Annotated in this window: 13 protein-coding genes; 7 read left to right on the forward strand and 6 right to left on the reverse strand. The window is 60.3% G+C overall.

Annotated features, from left to right (window positions below; translation table 11 throughout):
- Window positions 1-18 precede the first annotated feature (18 nt).
- Window positions 19-750 carry a ceramidase domain-containing protein gene (locus NG895_RS10035; RefSeq protein ID WP_252852350.1) on the forward strand — a complete coding sequence of 244 codons (732 nt, stop codon included), beginning with the start codon at window positions 19-21 and terminating at the stop codon, window positions 748-750.
- Here the strand turns inward: NG895_RS10035 and NG895_RS10040 are convergent.
- The 6 genes from NG895_RS10040 to NG895_RS10065 all read right to left on the reverse strand — a co-directional run bounded on the left by NG895_RS10040 (window position 737) and on the right by NG895_RS10065 (window position 11441).
- A complete protein-coding gene (locus NG895_RS10040; RefSeq protein WP_252852351.1) occupies window positions 737-1102 on the reverse strand; it encodes a hypothetical protein in 366 nt (121 codons plus the stop codon). The genes NG895_RS10035 and NG895_RS10040 overlap by 14 nt on opposite strands.
- Before the next feature lie 105 nt (window positions 1103-1207).
- Window positions 1208-6049, reverse strand: coding sequence for an SdrD B-like domain-containing protein (locus tag NG895_RS10045; protein WP_252852352.1), 4842 nt, complete (start codon window positions 6047-6049; stop codon window positions 1208-1210).
- Between the two features lie 81 nt (window positions 6050-6130).
- Window positions 6131-7189, reverse strand: a complete 1059-nt coding sequence (locus tag NG895_RS10050) for a WD40 repeat domain-containing protein (RefSeq protein WP_252852353.1) — start codon at window positions 7187-7189, stop codon at window positions 6131-6133.
- Between the two features lie 224 nt (window positions 7190-7413).
- Window positions 7414-8910: a BNR-4 repeat-containing protein gene (locus NG895_RS10055; RefSeq protein ID WP_252852354.1), complete on the reverse strand. Its 1497-nt coding sequence runs from the start codon at window positions 8908-8910 to the stop codon at window positions 7414-7416.
- Window positions 8911-9070: 160 nt separating this feature from the next.
- On the reverse strand, window positions 9071-10888 hold the full coding sequence (locus NG895_RS10060; protein WP_252852355.1) for a FecR family protein: 1818 nt from the start codon (window positions 10886-10888) through the stop codon (window positions 9071-9073).
- A 4-nt stretch (window positions 10889-10892) separates the two neighbouring features.
- Window positions 10893-11441: a sigma-70 family RNA polymerase sigma factor gene (locus tag NG895_RS10065; RefSeq protein WP_252852356.1), complete on the reverse strand. Its 549-nt coding sequence runs from the start codon at window positions 11439-11441 to the stop codon at window positions 10893-10895.
- A 461-nt stretch (window positions 11442-11902) separates the two neighbouring features.
- Between NG895_RS10065 and NG895_RS10070 the strand changes: the two genes are divergently transcribed.
- The 6 genes from NG895_RS10070 (at window position 11903) to NG895_RS10095 (ending at window position 19945) form a co-directional block, all read left to right on the forward strand.
- Window positions 11903-12961, forward strand: a complete 1059-nt coding sequence (locus tag NG895_RS10070; protein ID WP_252852357.1) for a PEP-CTERM sorting domain-containing protein — start codon at window positions 11903-11905, stop codon at window positions 12959-12961.
- Window positions 12962-13044: 83 nt separating this feature from the next.
- Entirely contained in the window at window positions 13045-14079 is a 1035-nt protein-coding gene (locus NG895_RS10075; RefSeq protein ID WP_252852358.1) for a PEP-CTERM sorting domain-containing protein, read from the forward strand.
- 66 nt (window positions 14080-14145) lie between these two features.
- Window positions 14146-15909, forward strand: coding sequence for a PEP-CTERM sorting domain-containing protein (locus NG895_RS10080; RefSeq protein ID WP_252852359.1), 1764 nt, complete (start codon window positions 14146-14148; stop codon window positions 15907-15909).
- 74 nt (window positions 15910-15983) lie between these two features.
- A complete protein-coding gene (locus tag NG895_RS10085) occupies window positions 15984-16949 on the forward strand; it encodes a DUF1559 domain-containing protein (protein WP_252852360.1) in 966 nt (321 codons plus the stop codon).
- 25 nt (window positions 16950-16974) lie between these two features.
- Window positions 16975-17376: a hypothetical protein gene (locus tag NG895_RS10090; protein ID WP_252852361.1), complete on the forward strand. Its 402-nt coding sequence runs from the start codon at window positions 16975-16977 to the stop codon at window positions 17374-17376.
- Between the two features lie 103 nt (window positions 17377-17479).
- Window positions 17480-19945, forward strand: a complete 2466-nt coding sequence (locus NG895_RS10095) for a BNR-4 repeat-containing protein (protein WP_252852362.1) — start codon at window positions 17480-17482, stop codon at window positions 19943-19945.
- Window positions 19946-19959 lie beyond the last annotated feature (14 nt).

Raw genomic sequence — 19959 nt, forward strand, 5'->3', positions numbered from 1 at the left:
ATGCGCAGAGGTCAAACGATGTCAATCTTCTTCAACGTCTCCGCCGTACTACTCTGGATCTATCGCGAGCGCTCGGGTAGCCCGGCGTTCTGGGCCGAGCCCTTGAATGCGATCACGAATGCTTCATTCCTGATCGCGGCTCTCCTTGCCTGGCGTTTTGCAGACCGCCGGCGTGCCACCACGCACACAACCCTCGCGCTGGTATCGTTGGCCGTCGTGATCGGTTCTGGGAGTTTCTACTTCCACTCGGTGCCTAACCATTTCACCATGTGGCTCGACATCGTACCCATCGCCCTTTTTCAGGTCTTCTTTCTCTGGCTGGTATCAAATAGGATGCTCGACCTGAGCCGAGTCTCCTCCACGGTTATCGTTGTCGGTGTAGTTGGATCGTCGTTCGCTCTCTTACCGCTACACGCACCACTTAACGGTTCCTTGTTCTATTTTCCCTCGGTTTTGGCGATGTTGACGCTGGGAGTTTTGTGGGTCAGAAAGAGCAGCCGTGAACCCTATCTGCTAGTGGGAGCGGCATGTGTATTCGCGCTTGCGATAATTGCCAGGTCGGTCGACTGGATTGTGCCATGGCCTTTTGGCAGTCACTTCCTTTGGCATCTGCTTAATGGCGTTGTCGTGTATATGGCCCTCAGGGCATGGATTGTCTTTGTTGCTCGCAACGAGAGCATGGAACTTTCAGACACGCGGCCGAGTGGTCTTCGCCGTAGCAGCGACCACAGATTGGCTACGCAAGAATGATCCAGCCAATCAAGGCGAGTCGATACATGTCAGGAGTATCGCCAGCGGTAAGTTGCAGCAAGTGTTTATTGATGATTCCGATTGGATCACCAAAGTTGTTTACCATGCGGACGGAACGAGGATTGATCCGGTTATCGTGTTCGCCCCACCAACCAAGTCTCACGCGGTGGCGTCCAACAGCGCCGTCATCGCAACCCGCGCTGCAGGTTTGCCAGTGTGTCCATTTGCCGAGGATGTAACACCCGCTCGATGATGCATCCGATGAGAACTTGCCGTGGTCGCTGCCACGCAACGACACCCCTCGCAGTTGCGGAAACGCCAAGGCGTTGAAGATCGGGGCGCAGCTGACCATCGCACACCGGCAGTCGAGGCGTATCCCTCCCTGCAAGTTTCGGCCAGCTGACACTCAGATGAATCAGCCCGACGCTCCCGCGAGCGGGAGCGCATCGGCGCGTTATCAGGCAGCCTCGCGGGGGGGCGGCGTTTCGGCACTTGGTGTGTAGACGGCTGGCTCGTCCACTCCGTCGCCATTCCAGTCGCCGGCCACGGGGCGGTCGCCGGCGGTGCCCATCTCGAACACGCGGTCCACGGCGTCCAGTTCGCGATTGCCGTCGGAGTCGATGGTCCACTGCCCGTCGGCGAACACCGCCAGGTCGTCGATGCCGTCGCCGTCCCAGTCGCCCACCACCGGAATGCCGGGGCCGCCGAACTCGACGGTCAGGTCGCTGTCGGTGAGATGGCCATCGCCGTCCACATCGAGTGTCCACACCCCGCCGCGGAAGACGCCGATGGTGGCAATGCCGTCGCCATTCCAGTCGCCGGTTACTGGTTTGTCTTCGGACGTTCCGTAGTGGAACACGTGGTCGATCAGATCCCTGCGAGGTTTGCCCTGTCGGGTGCGCTGCAAGGTGCGGCTGCCAGTGGTTGCTTCATCCACTTCGGGCGGCACGTTCTTCGCCTTGGGTGCCAGTGGGCCGGGATTGTTCGCGATATCGGGCAGGCCCGGTTCGTTCTCGATGGCCAGCGGATCGCCCATCCACACGGGACCAAAGATGGCAATGTCGGTCTTGCCGTCGCCGTCCCAATCGCCGGTTGCCGGCAGGTCGTTGGCGTCGCCCAGTTCGGCCATGATGTCGCCTGCGTCCCAGCGGCCGTTGCCGTTCAGGTCGAGGTACCAGTGGCCATCGATGAACACGCCGATTTCATCCACACCATCGCCATCCCAGTCGCCCACCACGGGGATGCCGCGGGGATGACCGAAGATGAGCTGGCTGGTGCCATCGGCGTCGAGAGCCACTTCGTCTTCGCCCAACGTCCACACGGCCTGGTCCATCTCGGTCTCCTGCCAGGTGGCATTCATCTGAGTGGCCGTAAGGTGCATCAGGGCTTGTCCCTCCACAGGCGTGGATCGTGGGAAGCCGGCATTAACCAAGCTCAGGTGCCAGGTGTAGCCCGGCAGATTACTGGAGCCGCCATAGTGCACTAAGTCTGGCTTTTCCGGAGCGATCAGCGGGTACAGCGGCGTCGTCACCTGGATGGTTGGCGTCGTGAACACGGGCGGCTTCTCCGGCGGCGGAGTTTCTGGCGGCAGCCAGAAGGTGCGTGTTTCGACTTCGCTGAAGTTGTTCTCCACCGAGTGCTGTCCCGGCTGGAGCGGCACTCGGAAGATGATGTCATTGCCAAACCGAGCCCGCATCTGCTCGATGGCTGCCTGCTGCTCGACGGTCTTTTCAATTTGCTGCTCATGCAGTGGGTTGCCGGCGTTCACCACCAGACCACCCAGTGACCCTTCGGTGTCGATGCTGTCGATCAACCCGTCGGGGTGCACCTCCACCACGGCGTATGTGCCGGCGGGCAGGCCAGCAAACTCGTAGTAGCCATTGGCGTCGGTCACGGTGCGAATCGGCCCGTCGCCATAGTATCCCGACAGGGCCTCGTCGCCGAAGATGGGATCGCCCGATGCCCCGTTGCGAAGTTCCAGCACCACCCCGGCAAGCGGGCGATCGTCGGGGGTGCGGACCCCGTCTTTAAAGTCCCACAGGTCGTCGGGCAGGCTGCCCGACACCAGGATGGGCTCGCCATCGATAAACACGTAGCCCGAGAGCTTGGCGGGCGGAATCTCGCAGAAGTCGTATTCCACCAAATGCTCGTCGGAGCCGAGTGGGATGTCGCCCATGGTGTCGATGCCGAAATACGAGCCGCCACCCGAACCAATGTGATAGCCACCGTTGAAGTACTCGATGGGCTGGTGTTCGTAGACGGTGTAGTGGCCCGGCCGCAGATTGTCGAAAACGTACTCGCCGTTCTCGTCGGTGTAGGTGGTTTCGAGCACGTTGCCCTGCTCGTCCAGCAGGTCGATCTGCACACCGGGAATGACCGGCTCGCCTTCTTTGGCGATGCAGTCGCCATCGGTGTCGACGTGCACCTGGCCACGAATGCTACCGGGCAGCAGTTCGCCAAAGTTGTACTCCGAGCCCGACTGGCCGAAGGCGATCGTGATCTGGCTGATCATGTCTCCCGGAGGCGAGGGCTGCGATACACCACCCAGGTTGCCCGGCGTGTCGATGCCGTCGAGCCAACCGGTGGGATGAATCTCCATCACGCTGTAGGTGCCGGATTCCAGGTCGGTGAATTCGTAATACCCCTGGTCATTGGTCACGGCCCGGCGTCCGGTATCGTTGCCATCGGCGTCGAGCAGCTTGAGCGTCACTTGCCCGATACCCACTTCACTGCCGCGGTCGAAGATGCCATCGTTCGAGCGATCGTGGTACACCCAGCCGCTGAGCGACACTCCCACGTGTTCGCAGAAGTCGTAGTTCACCGCGTCCTGACTGGCAGCGAGTTGAATGCTGGCAATGTCGTCGGGGGCAACCCGGGTGCCGCCCGCGGTGCCGACGCGTTCCTCGCCATCGAAGTAGCCCGCGGGTTGGTGCTCGCGAACCAGGTACTCACCGGCATCGAGCCCATCGAAGCGGTAGCGACCTTGGGCATCGGTATAGGTAGTGGCAAGCAGTGTGCCGGCGGCGTCGAACAGGTCGATCTGCACGCCTTCGAGCAGGATCTCGGGATTGTCGAAGTCGCAATCCGGACCGGTGGAGGCCATCACAAAACCGGCGATCGAGCCGGGCGTGTGCTCACAGAAATCGTAGTTCACGCCATGCATGTCGGAGCCAACGACGATCTGCGACAGATTGTCGGTGCCGGTCTTCTCCCCGCCCAGCGAACCGACCCGGCGACCGCCGTTCAGGTATCCTTCGGGCTGATGCTCGTACACCTCGTACACGCCAGGCAGCAACTCAGTGAACTGGTACTCGCCATTCACATCGGTAAACGTGGTGGCAACTACCTGACCGTACTCGTCCAGCAGATCGATCTGCACGCCTTCGAGCAGCAGTTCGGGATCGTCGAAGTGGCACTCGCCATCGGTGGAACCAGTCACGCGACCAGCGATCGAGCCCGGCAGCAACTCGCCGAAGTTGTACTGTTGCGCCACGTCGCCGAAGGCCAAGACCGCGCCGGTGATGCGATCGACGGGGCCCGAGAGTTCGCTGGCGGCAACGCCGCTGTGGGTGCCGGCGGTGTCGATGCCGTCGATCCAACCTGTTGGCTGGTACTCGCGCACCCCGTAAGTGCCGGGCGCCAGGTTGGTGAACTCGTAGTAGCCGACTTTGCCGGTCTCGGTCGAGGTGATCGTCGTGATGCCGGTTGGCTGGCCGTTGGCGTCCAGCAGTTCGACCAGCACGTTGCCGATGCCCTCTTCGGTGCCCGTGTCGAAGATGCCGTCGTTCGAGCGGTCGTGATAGACCCAACCCGAAAGCGAGGGACCGATGTGCTCGCAGAAAAAGTAGTCCGTGGCGTCGACACCCGAGCCGAGTTGGATCTCGGAAAACAGGCTGTAAATGTCGCCGATGTCCGATTTGACGCCCCCCGCCGAACCAACGCGTTCGCCACCATCGTAGTAGCCATCGGGCTGATGTTCGCGGATCTGGTACTCGCCGGGGGTAAGATCGTCGAAGCGGTACTCACCGTTTTCGTCTGTCACGGTCGTGGCGAGCACATTGCCGTCGGCATCCAGCAGGTCGATGGTCACGCCGCTGAGCAACATCTGCGGATCGTCGAAGTAACAATCTGCGTCCCGCGAACCGCTGACGCGGCCCGAGATCGAACCGACCAGCAGTTCGCCAAAGTTGTACTCCACGCCATCGTCGCCATACGCCAGCACCGCACCCGTGATACGGTCCACCCTTCCGGACGATTCGTCCGCGGCGGTGCCGCCATGGGACCCGGGGGTGTCGATACCGTCGAGCCAACCGACCGGTTGCACTTCGCGCACGCCATAGGTGCCGGCTTCGAGATTGCGAAACTCGTAGTACCCCTCCTGGCCCGGTTCGCTGGAAGTGACTGTGGTGATGCCAGTCGGGTTGCCGGCAGCATCCAGCAGTTCGAGCGTCACGCCGCCGATGCCCTCTTCGCTGCCGGGATCGAAGATGCCATCGTTCGATCGATCGTGGTACACCCAGCCGCTGAGCGTGGCCAGCGGAATCTGCGCATCGTGCACCACGGCGCCGGCGGTGCGGTCGGTGTAATCGTGCGTGGTGGAGTAAGCATCGTCGGGCAGATCGAGTTCGAGGCCCGTTTGCGACTGGGCCGTGCCGCGGCGATCGTCGAACGCGTCCCAGTAGGTTGCCTCGAGCGTGAGGTCGACATACCCCACGGCCGAGAACTCGCCGGTCATGGTGCTGCGTTCGAACTCGGCGCCTTCGACCAGCGAGTTCACGCTGTCGCCCGATGGATCGGCAAACTGCATTTCGTCGGCGTCGACCGAGAACTTCAGCGACTCGCCGGCATCGAAGCCGCTGAACGTGAATACAATCTGCGTGCCACCATCGGTCACCGACACGCTGTCGATAATGAATCCATCGGCCTCGACCACCGAAAGTCCCACCGCTTTGAAGGCCCCGAGGCCTCCAGCTTCGGTGTCGAAGAAGATGTCGCCATCGTTCAGTCCGTCGAGCCGTTTGTCGCCATTGATCACCAGGCGGTTCAGCGTGGTTCCCTCGGCACCGCCGACGAAGGTTACCTCGATCACGTCAGGCTGGCTGTCGTCGCCCGAGGCCTCCTCAAAGTACACGCTGCCAAATAGCACCTCGGGCGCCAGTCCGTCGGCGGCCAGCAGTTGGCGGGGTTCGAGCAGTTCTACCTGGCCACGAATGGGCGCCGATCTGCGGGCGTTCCGCTCACGCGGGGTGACGATGGTTGGCGTTGTTTTGGGGCCAAACAGCCGGTCTAGAAGTCCCACGGTATGCCTCCTTGCGAGCGGGGTGCCCACACGCGTTGTGCGTTGGTCGAATCGATGCGTTTCGTGCAGCAGTGTTTACGTCTATCTGGTAGCCGTGGCGGGTGCGCCGGCCGTCTTCGGCGTGGCCGTTTCGCTGAGGTTCCAGATGCGGATGGTGGTGTCATAGCTGCCGCTGGCCAAAAGCGTGCCCGTGGCATCGGTGGCCAGCGAGGTAATCGTGCCAGTGTGTCCTTCCAGGATCTTTACCAGCGAGGGCGCCTCGGGACGCCAGATTTGCACGCGGTTGTCGCTTCCGCCTACGGCCAGCTGTTCGTTCTTCAGGTACTTCAAGCAGAAAACCTTGGCCGGACGGGTCGGCAGCTGCCCCACCAACGTGCCCGCCGTGGCGCTGAATATCTTGACGGTCGCACCGTCGCCGCCGCAGGCGATGTTCTGCCCATCACCGGAGAAGGCCACCGCGCGAAGACGCCGAGTGTCGACTTGGATCTCGTGATGCAACTGGCCTGTTGTGGCGTCGAACAGCCGCAGGGTTCCGTCGGCGCTACCCACCGCCAGAGTCGCACCGTCGGGCGAAAACGCCAGGCAGGTGTAGTCGTTGCGGGGAGACTGCAGCTGCATCGACTGGTGGCCGCCAGAGAGGTTGAAGATACGCGCACAGCATTGATAGCCGGCCGCGGCAAACTGCAGTCCATTGGGATGGAACACCACGCTGCGCAAGGGACCGGCGCTGGGTGTCGTGGTGCAGAGCTTCTCGCCCGTCTCCGAATCCCACGAGGTGCAGCAGCAGTCGGCGGCCGCCGAAACCACGGTCTTGCCATCGGACGAGATGCTGAGACCGCGAATCCAGTCGTCGTGTCCTCGCAGTTGATGGCTGCACTTGGCCGTCGGAACATCGAACAGCCGCACGACGTGATCATCGCCCGCGGCCGCCAGTCGCTGCCCGTCGGGCGACAGCACGACGGCTGTCACCACAGCTGTGCGTCGCTGCGGGTTGGCGTCGACTGCCATGGGATCGCCGAACGAGATCACCTTGACCGGTGTCGGCTTCACTTCGTTGGCAGTCACCAGCGTAGGAAAGGTGCAGGCAATTGCTAGCGTTGCGATCCAACGGCGGCTGACAGAGAAAAGCTTGGCATCCATGCCCATGTTGGTCCTTGGTTTGGCGTCAGTCGCTCGAGTGCCAGGCGCAACACCACTGCCAGCACCCTTGGGGCGATAAAGACAATCCCTCCTCTCCTGTATCGACCGACAGGTCCAGCGGGTTGCAACAGAAAGTGGGTAGAACTGCAGAAGTTGCTAGCAGCTACGAGATCGACGCCCCGCAGAACACATTGCCGTGCCACCGGTGTTCCGCAGAGTGCGTGCTAGGGAGCGACTGGTTCCATCTTCTCGGGCTTCACGAAGTCGGAGTCCATGTGGCTGGGCAGACGGAATACGTCGCCCGCGGCGTTGCAGAAGTAGATGTTGCTGGATGAAATCTTGGTTGGGTCGCCATCGGCCCACAGGGCGTGGAAATCGGGATGGGCGTTGGCCGCCAGTCGGCAGTAGGTGTGATTGCCTCCGAAGCCGTTGGTGAGCGATTGGACGCGCCGCCAGGTGTCGCCGCGATCGTCGCTTTCCCATTGCACCATGTCGCCCCCAGCAAATCCGGGGTAGGGCCCCGGGTCGGTCGGGGCAATCAACTTCCAGGGCGTGGTGCGAATGTCGAGTGAACCGCAATCGTAGTTGTGATCGCTGGTGGTGACCTCGGAGAACTTCCACTGGCTGTCGACCCACTTGGCCAGGGTCCAGGTGCGCGGATCGCCGTCGGGGCCCTGGCTCGGGTGCTGGCTAGTAAGGAACAACAGAACTGGCGAGCCTTGCTCGTCAAACACCAGGTCTTTCAGATACACGAGCTGCTGTTCGCTCTGGTAGTCGCGCACCAGCGCTTCGTTGTGCACCTCGCGCAGCGGCAGCGACACCGGCGTACCGCTAGCGGCATGCCACGACTGGCCGGCGTCAGTCGATTCGAAGTAGTACAGGTTGGTCCTGCCATCGATACCCGATCCATCGGGATGATAGTTCATCATCGTGCCGATCTTCCCCTCGGTGGCGGCGGCCACCTGGTAGTGACCCTGCTGAATTGCCGCCAGGCGTTGGCGGCGGTTCCAGGTGACCCCATCCTTGCTGGTCATGAAGAAGCTGGTGCGGTTGCTCTCATCGGCATAACGGGTAAAGAAGCAAGAGAAACCCGCCTGGGGCGTGTTGAACACCTGTACGTAAGAAAAGTTGTCGACAAACCGCCGCCGACCGTTGTCCTCGTAATAGGGGTAAATGCTTTGGAATTTGTCGACACTCCAGGGCTCGACGCTGCGATGAACGTAGCTCGACCTGACGCGGCCATGCGATGGGGAGAAGACCCAAATATAGCCCTGTTGGTCCAAGGAAATGACGGGGCTGTCGTGCGCGTCGGAGGTTTGCTTGTCGAGCAAGATGGTCGGCCGCGGGACCACGCCGGTTTCGTGGTCGTAGTACGACACCATGTGCAGCAGGTGGATGTCGTTGTCTTCGGCCGCCCCGCCAAAGCAGAAAAACGTCTTGTTGGCTTCGGGGCTGTAGACGGCAAACTCCTGGTGCTTGGCCGGATAGGTGCCCAGGCCACCGCTGTACTTGTAGGTGGCACCTTTCCAGGACTGGCGGATGCTGTACCAGATGCCCCGATACCCATCAGCCTTTTCGTTCAGCGTCAGCGATCGCACCGTGGACATGTTCGATCGACTTAATCCATCCACTTCCTGCGACAGTGCACACGGATAGCAAGCCGAGATCAGCCAGCCTGCCATCAGCATTCGAGCACCAGCCAGCCAGCGATGTTGCCTCATCAGTAAGACCCCAGGGCGAAGAGCCGAAACGGCCTCGCGATTCAGTACACGAAAAGGGATTGGTCCGCCAAAACGGCAGCGGCCGCCTGGAGCTTGCCGCTACCGATACATTCTAACACGCATCGCCGGCGCGAGCATTGTATTGGTTGCCGAGGCTCGTTTAGGTGGAGAAGCCTTCCGTGGAAGGGTCCACGGGAACGTTGAACCGCAAATCCTTCGGCACCAGATCGCGGCGCAGCGGTTCCACCCGGATCGAGTCGATCGAGAACGATGCATCGCCGTCTCGCGAATCGTCCCCCACGCTGAAATGGATCACGTGGGACGAATGTCCGTAGGGATTTCGATAGCCAAGGCGTGGGTGGTAGAAGGTCTGCTTGTCGTCCTGGATGATAGCGTCGTACTGCTTGGTCTCGGGATAGAGCACCACGGCCATGCGATAGACAACGCCGGGCTTCAACTCCATTCCTGTATCCACCAGGGTTTCCGGGCCGTAGTCCGATCCGTTGGTGCCATCGAACACAAACCATCGTTTGGGAATGGTCTTCCGCTGCTTTCCTACCTTCTCGTGGTCGCCGGCCCAGCCAATGAACCAGGAAATGTCGCTGGCCGAGTTGGAGCGGAAGTAGTCGTTGGCGTAGAAGGCGACGCGGTCGTGGAAGCTGTCGCCGAAGTCTTCGTCCTGACCGTCGAAACGCCAGAGCCAGGAGATCACATGTGGCAAGTTTGGATCGAAGGTTGCGGTGGCGCAGTACTCGCGGGCGATGGTGCGATCCAGGGCGTAGTTGAAGTGCAGCCGCAGGTAGGGATTGCCTTCGCCTACCAGGGCATCGGTGAACGCGGTCTCTCCAATGGGGTGTCCCGCGGCCACCCACGGCGTGATCCATCCGTGCCCACTCTTGGCGCCATGGAAACTGTCGATTCCCTGGGCCGTCCTCGAAGGATCGAACTCTTGATAGGGATACACCGGATGAGGGTCCGATTCGTCCGATTCCTCCGCCTCGTCGGACTCGTAAGGCCGGCGATCGTGTATGTCTTCCCACAGCATCTGCAGCAGATCGGTGAACCGGCCTTCGTCGGCGGCGAACATATCGATGCCGTCGTGGCCATCCTCGCTGCGAATGCGGGCCGACGCGCCGAGTCCCAGCATCTGGGAGCGTCTGGCATCATTCGACGGCATGACCTCCACTTTGCCCTCGAACACTTCCACATCCACTCCGTCGGGACCGCAGTGCACGCCGAAACTGGTGCCCCGATCGACGATGGATGCATTGGGCGCCAGCACGGTAAAGTCTTTCTTCTCGCCCTCCGCTCGCAGTGCCACGGTGCCAGTGTGCAACCGCATGGACGAAGGCGATACCAGGTCGAAGCGACTGGGGCTTTCAATCAGTACGATCGTGTCGTCGTTGAATCGCAACCTGGCGATGCCGGACAGAAGGGCCAACTGCTGACCAGCCCGCAGCTTTGGCTGCTCGTCCGACTCGGTTGGCAGGCCGTCCCATGTGCAGTTGGCGTCAGAAATAATGCTGGCGACGTATTCGGGCGGAGTTGCGCTGGGGCCAGGCTGGTCGAGAAGCTTCCAAAACACCAATCCCAGCAGCAATGCCACGGCAGACGCCGCCAGCAACTCTTGCAGCCGCCGGTGCTTGGGGCGATATCCCACAAGCGATAACTTTGACCTGGGCCCACACTGGCACTGCATTTCGCCAACCTCGGCCGTTTCGGGCAGGGCGACTGCCCCATCCAGGCATCCTTCCCTCACCAACTCGTCGAAACCCGGCAGCGAGGCCAAAGAGGTAATCTGGGTGGCCGAATCCCGATCGAGACTAGCGTGCAGGTCGAGGAAGTGCACATAAGCAATCCTCGCTTCCTCGCTGTTTCGCAGGGTGATTGCCAGTTGGCGTCCCTCCTCCTCGGTCAAGCGGCTATCGCACAGCCGGGAGAATTGGGCGAGCAGTCTGCGTTGCTGGTTAATGGTCATGGAACTAACCTCTTTGATCCGGCGCCAGTTTGCGCTCCACGCACTCAAACAGCATGCGTCGAATGCGGGCGAGCGACTTGTAAACCGTGACGGCAGGTTTGCCCAGCGACTCGGCCAGTGCCTTGCTGGTGGTCTGTCCCGAATATCGCAACTCCAGCAGCTCTCGGTCCTTGGGCCGCAGTTTTTGCAGGCAGTCTTTCAGCAGTGCCCGCCGGCTGACCAGTACATCCTGCTGCTCGTGGCGCGTGTCTGCGACCAGTTCCACCAACTCCTGCGTCCAGAACACCAGTTTTTCGCGACCGCGCACCTTGCAGTAGTCGCGCACTTCCAGTTGGGCCACCCGAGCGGCCCAATAGTAGAAGTTGGTGCCCACCTGAAAGTCCCCGAACTTTCTCCAAAGTACCACGCTGGTACGTTGAAATACATCTTCTGCGTCCGCTCGGTTAGGCAGAAGTGCAAGGATGAAGCGGAACAGTTCGTCGCGATGCTCAGCGAAGAGCGAGACAAACTGTTCCGTCAATTTGTTGGTGTCATGCGCCTGTTGACTATCCACGTTCTTGACTCGAATCACTCGTGAAGAGATACCTCGTATTGCACCGAGGTTATTGCGAATAGGATTAGATAGCTACTCTCCACGAGAAGAACGGACAACTGATTGGCATATTGATACCAAATTCTGACAAGAAAGCACGCATTCGCCATCTTTGCTGCGGCAAGCCGTGCGAGCTTCAAATTCTTTTTTGCCATTTTGGAGATTCTTAGTATCAATTCTCCGTTCGTCTGCCCGTTAGTACTGCGAGGCAGTTAAGCCCACGCCTTGTGGTGTGGCTGGCAGCCGGCTTACAGACGGTATCTTTGATTGACTTATCCCAGCGGTTTCTGAGTCCATGCTGCTTTGGACGCGTGAACGGATTTCGACGACGCTTTTCCAGCTGATTAACTAGATGTCAGCAGCATTGCTGCTCTAGGCGGCTTCTCACGACAACATGATTTTCTGCAGGAGTGGCTAAAACCATGAATCGAGTCGTACCTCTCATCGGCGCTCTTTGCATCAGTCTTCTCTCGAGTGACGTATATGGTCTACCAACGGCCTACGACGGATTTATCTACCCCAACGATGGCTCGCCGCTCAACGAGCAGGATGGCGGTTATGGCTGGGCAGGGCCTTGGACGGAGGCGGGCGACGGCCCGGGCGACGATTTCACACTGACTCAGTCCGAGACGAGTCTCGATCTTCCCAACCTTCCATTTGAGCCTGCGGGGGATAGTCTGATTGCCACCGGACCCGGTAGCGGAGGCAATAACAACACGATCAACCGTCCCCTGGCCGGTGGATACGACCTGGCGGTCGACCAGACGTTCTACGCTAGCTTTCTAATGCTGAAGTCGGGTAGCGATAGCAGTTCCTCCGACAATCAGGAGTTCAATCTGATGTCGGGGGGCAGCCAAGTGCTCCGCATGGGAAGTACCAGTGGCGACTCGTTCTGGCTGGGAACCTCGTCGAACTCCATCGAGCCGATTACGTTCGACGCCACGTATTTTCTGGTCCTCAAAGTGGACGCACTGGCCGATGGCAGCGACACGGCAAGCCTGACCGTGTACGACTCCAGCGAATCGATCCCCGCGTCCGAGCCTGGCGTGTTCGACACCACGTATTCGTTTGACAGCGGTGCGAACATCAATGGCGCTCGCTTCTGGATCGGCAGCAATGCGTCCGGCATGTTCGACGAAGTGCGGCTCGGCCCCACCTGGGAGGACGTGACGTCGGTCAATCCGAATTTTCTGATTGGCGACTTCGACATGATCGATGGAATCACTCCGGCCGACTACCAAATTCTGTCGGACAACCTCTTTACCGGCACCACCTACGAACAGGGCGACATCGACTTCAGCGGCCAGGTCGACCTGACCGACTTCGCCATGTTCCGCAGGATTTACCTCGAACAAGGCGGCAGTCTGAGCGACCTGGGGCTGGTTTCGGTGCCCGAGCCGTCGACAGCAGCGCTCATGACCGTAGTTGCCTTAGGACTACTGGTCGTTGCCCGAAAAGGACGACAGCAAGCCGGCTTGTAACGATCGCTGTTTCAGCTCCAGAGTACTTCACCATGTCCACGAATATCCTTCGCCAATCTTGAAGCAACATGAAAGATGATGCAATGATTCGCGCAAAGCTAGCAGGCGTCTTGCTTCTCTATGCCTTCGTTTCGGTACCCCACGCCGAAGCGATTTTGGTTGCCTACGAGGGCTTCGACTACACGAATACATCCTCGTTACTGCACAATCGTGCCGGCGGCACCGGCTGGGCCGGTGGCTGGGCCGACAACGATCAGGACTTTAACGGCACCCTGACTGCCGACGATATCAGTCTTACTTCCCCGGCCTTCCCGTTTACTCCCGTTGGCGACCGGATCAACGCCCTGGGGGGTGGCGAGGCCAATCGTCTGTTGGGCACGTCGTTTGATTTCACCCAGGATGGAAACGAATTCTTTGGCAGCTTTCTGTTGCGGAAAGCTGCCGACGGAGGTACTTCGGGCGACGCCCCCGAATTCCGCCTGATCAGCAACCTGACGACCACCGCAGCGCTTCGCATGGGAATTGGCAGTGGGGAGACGATCTTCTTTGATTCGGGAGCCCAGGCGACAACGGGCAGCGAGACCCTGAACATTGGCGACACCCAGTTCTTCGTGTTCAAGGCGGTTTCTTCGGCCGAAGGGGACGACCAGTTCTTCGCCAGCGCGTTTGGACCTGGCGACACTGTGCCCACGACAGAGCCCGAAACCTGGGACGTGATGCTCAGCGAGGCCGTGGACCACATCTATAACGGGGTTCGCATGCACACCGGCGGCAACGTCGTGGGAGCCGAGTACGACGAGATTCGCATCGGCGACACGTGGGCCGATGTAACGTCGGCCACAGGCTTCATCCTGGGCGACTTCAACGGCAGCAACGCCATCGATCCGGGCGATCTGGACGCCTTGGTGAATGGTCTGTTCGTGGGCACCTCCTACCAGGAAGGCGACTTGGATCAGAACGGCATTGTCGACCTACGGGACTACAACGCATTTCGTGACATCTACCTCAACGCGGGATTCACAATCGAGGCAATTCAGGTTCCAGAGCCAGGCACGGTCACCTTAGCTGTGCTGGCCGCCGGTTTGGTGGCCTTCGCGCGGACCAGGCGTGTCAGTTGACCTGCCAGGTATAGCCAACGGACCTCCTACCTCTTCAGCCACATCCGTCATCAGGTGAAAATCATCATGAGTCTGTTTTATCGCAACATCTGCTTGTGCACGACACTGGTGGCTCTTATCGCATCTGCCAACCGTTCCTGCGCGCAGACGGAATACGTCTTTCAACCCACGACGGGCATCGCCGACTGGAATACCGACGAGAATTGGCTGGGCGGCGACACCTTTGCGTTTGTTCCCGACGCCGATATCGCCGCCGGCGACACCGCTTACGTCGGCACCGACGCCACGGCTCAGATTTCCAGTCCGGCCCCCAGAGTGGGACAGTTGAACGTCGATAGCTCGACGGTGTTGATCGACTCGACGGGGTCGCTGGAGACCTTTGTCAGTTCCGGTTCGTCCGGAGCGGTTATTCTGGCCAGGGCCGACAGCGTGCTGGAAATGCGGGACAATGCAGCCCTTACTATCGGCACCGTACTGTCCAGCGTGGGGCAACTTCACATGTACGGGCCAAATGTCTCGCTGTCCGCCGACGCCGGGATACTCATGAACGGGGGAACCCTTGGCGCCCATATTACGGGCAACTCGCATGGACTCATCACCACCGCTGGCTCGGCTGACTTGAGCGGTACCCTGTTGGTCGACGTGTCGGGCATCACGCCCACGTTGGGCATGACTTGGGATCTGGTCACCGCCACCGATGGCATCGACAACATGTTCGAGGAAGTGGTCGTGGCCAACACGCCGGCGCTGGGACCGGGACTTCAGTACCAGGCCGTGGTGTCGGGCAATACGGCCCAACTGCAAGTGGGCACCACGCTGGTCGCTTCCGTCGATCGCCTTACCGGCGAAGTAAGCATCCAAAATCCCGCTGGTCCCGGCTTCGAAGTGGCCAGCTATGCCCTTCGCTCGGCGGCCGGTTCTTTGAATCCTGGCGGAGCCGTGAGCTTCAACGACAACGGTGTCGCCGGCACGGGGTGGCTGAGCAGCCCGGCCACCAGCCAGTTGGTGGCCGAAGTCAAACCGAGCAGCGATTACACACTGGAGACCAGCGAATCGGTCGGGCTGGGGCAGGCGTTCTCCGTCGGCACCGCACCGGCCGCTGAAGACCTGGTGCTCGATTTCACGACCACTGGCGGCCAGGTGTATCGCGGAATCGTCGAATACACCGGCCCGGTGAACGACTTTGTGTTGTTCGTCGATCCGTCCGATGGTTCGGCGGCCATGGGAAATCTCTCGCCCTTTGTGAACGATCCCGAATTGACGGGCTACGCCATTCTGTCGGAAAGCGAACAACTAACGGCGGGGGGGTGGGGTACTCTCGAGAGCTCTGGCGAAGCGGGCAGCGGTTGGGATGCTTCGCCGGCTCTCGCCTCCGCCTTGGCGGAAACCAACCTCGAATCGTCGTTCACCTTTGGGTACGGCCGCATGGCCTCCCTGGGGCAGGTCTTTACGCCGGCGGGAACCGAAGACCTGCAGTTCCTGTACACCGTGGCGGGTGAAGAGACCCCCCGTGTGGGCACCGTGGTTTACGGCGACATCCCCACCGCCACCCCCAGCCTGCCGGGCGACTACAACGATGACGATGTTGTCGATCTGGCCGACTACGTGGTTTGGAGAAACAACCTCGGAGGCTCTGGCCTGCCGAATGACGTTAGCCCCAGCAGCGTGACCAGCGCGGATTACGCAATCTGGAAAGCCAACTTCGGCAAGACCTTCGTCGGAGCCGGCAGTCTCAGTGCAGTGCAATCGGTGCCCGAGCCGGCCACCGTAATGCTGCTCGGCATGTTGCCGTTGGTGGGGTTGATTTGGCGGCGAGTACATCGGCGTTGAAGCCCGCAGGCCGCGGGTGGCGTGCTAGTAAGCGGCGAGATTTCCTGAAGACCTCTGCAAAGGCTTGCGAGAGAATGAAGAAGAGCCCCAACAAAACACGGTTCGCATTTACCCTGGTTGAATTGCTTGTGGTCATTGCGATTATAGGGATTCTCGTTGCCCTGCTATTGCCCGCGGTGCAAGCGGCCCGCGCGGCCGCCCGCCGTACGGCATGTGTAAACAATATGAAGCAGCTAGGATTGGCCCTGCACAACTACGAATCGACCTACGGCTATTTTCCGGCAGGCTGTAGCGACGGGGACGCACCTGGTTACAACGATGCCCTGCAGCCGGGCATGTTCGGCTATATTCTGCAGTTCCTGGAAGGAAACAACCTGTTCGATTCCATGGAATTGGAGGTGCCGTGGGATACCCGGCAGCCAGCCCGATTCGTCGAGGTGCCGGCCTTCGTGTGCCCCGAGTGGTCGTTTCCCAAAGTGTACGACGACCAGAACATCCAGCACAAAAATGGGGCCATTACCACCTACCAGGGCAACGGTGGCGTCTTCGGTACCCTCGACCAGGCCGCGGGTGTGTTCAAGCCTGATCGCACCTGGCGGGCCTACGTGCACTATCACAAGGGCGACCAGCACGGCCACCTGCCCTACAACGGCATGTTCGAATGGGGCGACGGTCGCAAGATCCGCGAGGTCGTCGATGGGTTGTCCAACACCTACGCCATTCTGGAGTTCGTTCACATCGACACGGTCAGCGGCTCGTACTCCGATCCTCCCGGAAATGTCCGCCCCTGGATCTTTGGCGCCAATTCCTCGCAATCGGCCTACTGCATGAAAGTTCTTGACTGGACACCCAACTCGGAAGTCGATCGAACGGCCGATGGCGTGAAGTTCATGTACCTGCCCATGGGAAGCTTCCATTCGGGCGGCATTAACGCTCTCTATGGGGATGGAAGTGTTAGTTTCGTCACCGACGATATCGAACCGGTTGTCTATCAATCGCGTGGAACCATTGATGGAAGTGAGATTGTAAGTGAGCGATAGCCTAAGGATTAGAAGAGCGACCACTTTGGCGCTGATGGCTGCGATGGTGTTGAGTGGGGGGTGTAGCGAGTCCGAACCGACCGCCCCGTTCAGCGGCACCGTTACTTACAAGGGCCAGCCGCTGGAGTTTGGTAGTGTCACGTTTCAACCCAAGGCGGGAGGCTCCCTGGCCCGGGCCCAGATACAGCCGGACGGAACGTTCGAACTGATGACCGATGGCCGGCGCGGAGCGCCGATTGGTGAGAACAGTGTGCGAGTAACGTGCTTTGCCAATCAGAAGCCGGGTGCTACGGCGGACACTGCCGGAGAAGGATCGCTGGGCAAATCGCTTATCCCCGAGCGGTATTCGCGCTTTACAACCAGCGGACTGACCGTGGAAGTCAAGTCAGGTGAAAACCCGCCGTATGAGATCCAGTTGACCGATTGACCTGACACCTTCCGTATCTTGCTCCCCGTACCGGCACGTCCCACTCATGCGCGCTTGTTTTGCCAATCAACGTTTAACTCACTGGTCCGGTAGCTGCCTGACCATGCTGTGCTTTGTTGTCATGTTCATGGGCAATCCGGCGACAGGCACCGACGCTTTGAACTTCGATGGCGGCAACGACACCGGCCTGGTAGATGCGTTCACCGGCATGTCGGGCGGCGGCTGGACCACGCCCTGGACTGTGTCGCCTGGTGCCTCGGGGGCGCCGACGGTAGTCAACACCAATCCTCTTACGGCCAGCGGTGGCAACTACCTCCAGGTCGATCTTACAGGCTCGGATCGCAACGTCATCCGCCAGTATGGCAACACGCCCGATTTCAACGTGGCTTCCAACCACTCGATCTCCTGGCAATGGCGGTTGGATGAACCCTTCGAAGCCAACAGCCAGTTCGACCGCATCAACTTCTTCGCAAACGCCTCGCCCTCGTCGTCGTCGACCACTTCGACCAATAGCTGGACCATTGGAGTGGCCCCCACGCTGATGGGGCACGACAGTTGGTACTTCTATGACCGCCAGTTGGATAACAGTTTTGGGCCGCAAAACGCCGTGAACACCGGCATGGCGCTGACGCCCGGTGTGACTTACTCGTTTTCGGTCGATCTGAACCCCGTGGCGGGGACCTATGATGCTTCGATCTCCGACGGCGTCCATCAGTTCACGGCCGAAGACCTGAATTTTCGCAGCCCCAGCTTGTCCAGCACGTACCTGCATTTTGGCGGCAAGGTCTCCAACGGCAGCAGCGATGCCTTGAGCTACTCGCTCGACTCGGTCGCCATCACGGGCGGCTCGAACGATGTGGACCTGCCGCCCGTGCCGGGCTTTCGGGGCATTTGGTATTCCAATCAACCGCAGTCAGGTGAGTACGAAGAGTACGCTTACAAGTACTCGGGCGGGTTCGGTACCTATCCACAACAGATGAGGCCCCAAGCGTACTATGCCGAGGACGTCGACAAGACGTTCTTTACCTTTGGAGGAACCAACGAGACGAATAGCGATCTGTACCACATGGTGTCGTACTACGATCACCAGACGGGGCAAGTCGTCCGGCCCACGCAGGTGCTGGCCAAGGGAACCACCGATGCCCACGACAATCCGACCATCATGCTCGACGGTCAGGGCTACATCTACGTCTTCTCCGCTTCGCACGGCACCGCCCGGCCGGCTTACATCCATCGCAGTACCGAGCCGTATTCCGTCGACTCGTTCGAGCAGGTGCTGGCGCTGCCGCCGAGCGACAACTTCTCCTACAGTCAGCCGCATTACGTGGAAGGGCAGGGCTTTCTGTTCCTGCATACCGAGTACACCAGCTTCGGGCGGACCCTGAAGTACAACACCAGTGCGGATGGAATCAACTGGGACCACGACTGGAGCACTCGCCCAACGCTGGCGCAGATTCAAGGAGGTCAGTACCAGGTGAGCGAGGTGCATGGCCAGACCGTCGGCACCGCGTTCAATCGGCACCCGGGTGGCGACGTGAACGACCGTACCAATCTGTACTACATGCAAACGGCCGATTTTGGCCAAACCTGGCAAAACATCGATGGCCAGAATCTAACCGTGCCGGTGACCACGGTGACGAACGACGCCCTGGTGCACGACTACGCTGCCGAGGGCAAACGTGTGTACTTGAAGGACATCGACTACGACTCGACCGGCAATCCCATTCTGCTGTACTTGACTTCCGAGAACTGGCGTCCCGGCCCTACCGGCGATCCGCGGACGTGGACCATCGCGCACCATGTGGGTGGCGAGTGGCAGATCAAGGAGATCTTCACGTCCGACCACAACTACGATCACGGATCGCTGTACGTGGAAGACGACGGCGCCTGGCGAATCATCGCGCCCACCTCGCCCGGTCCTCAGCCCTGGGGCACCGGTGGCGACATGGTGAATTGGGTCAGCCACGATCAGGGCGACTCCTGGACGGCCACGTGGCAGTTGACGCACGATGGCCAGTACAACCATACCTACGCTCGGGCACCGGTGAATGCCAACCCCGAGTTCTACGCCTTTTGGGCCGATGGCAACCCGCTGGAACTGTCGGAGTCGCGATTCTACTATACCGATCGCGACGGCACCGGCGTTTGGCAGTTGCCTTGGACCATGGAAGAGGACGCCGATTTCGCAACGCCCGAACTGGCCTACACGCCAACGTTACTCAGCGGACCGAAGACCGTGGGCGATTTCAACGGCGATGGAGTTGTCGACCTTGCCGATTACACCGTATGGCGCAATCGGCTGGGAGAGACGGGGGCCAATGCAGTAGCAGACGCTAATCACGACCAGGTTGTCGATTCCCGCGACTACGATATCTGGAAGCGGAATTTTGGTCGCACCATTTCATTCAATTCCAACAGCAACTCAGTCCAGGTGGCCGAGCCGGAATCGGCTATGCTACTGGTGGCGGCTTCGGTTGCGGCCGCTGGCTGCTCGCGATGCGGTCGATGCTGCTACCGCCGGCGTCACCGACTCCTGGACCGAATCCTTCATCTACGAGTCAGGCGATAAGACGAGGAAAAATC

It is taken from the genome of Aeoliella straminimaris (assembly GCF_024054565.1).
Lineage (GTDB): Bacteria > Planctomycetota > Planctomycetia > Pirellulales > Lacipirellulaceae > Aeoliella > Aeoliella straminimaris.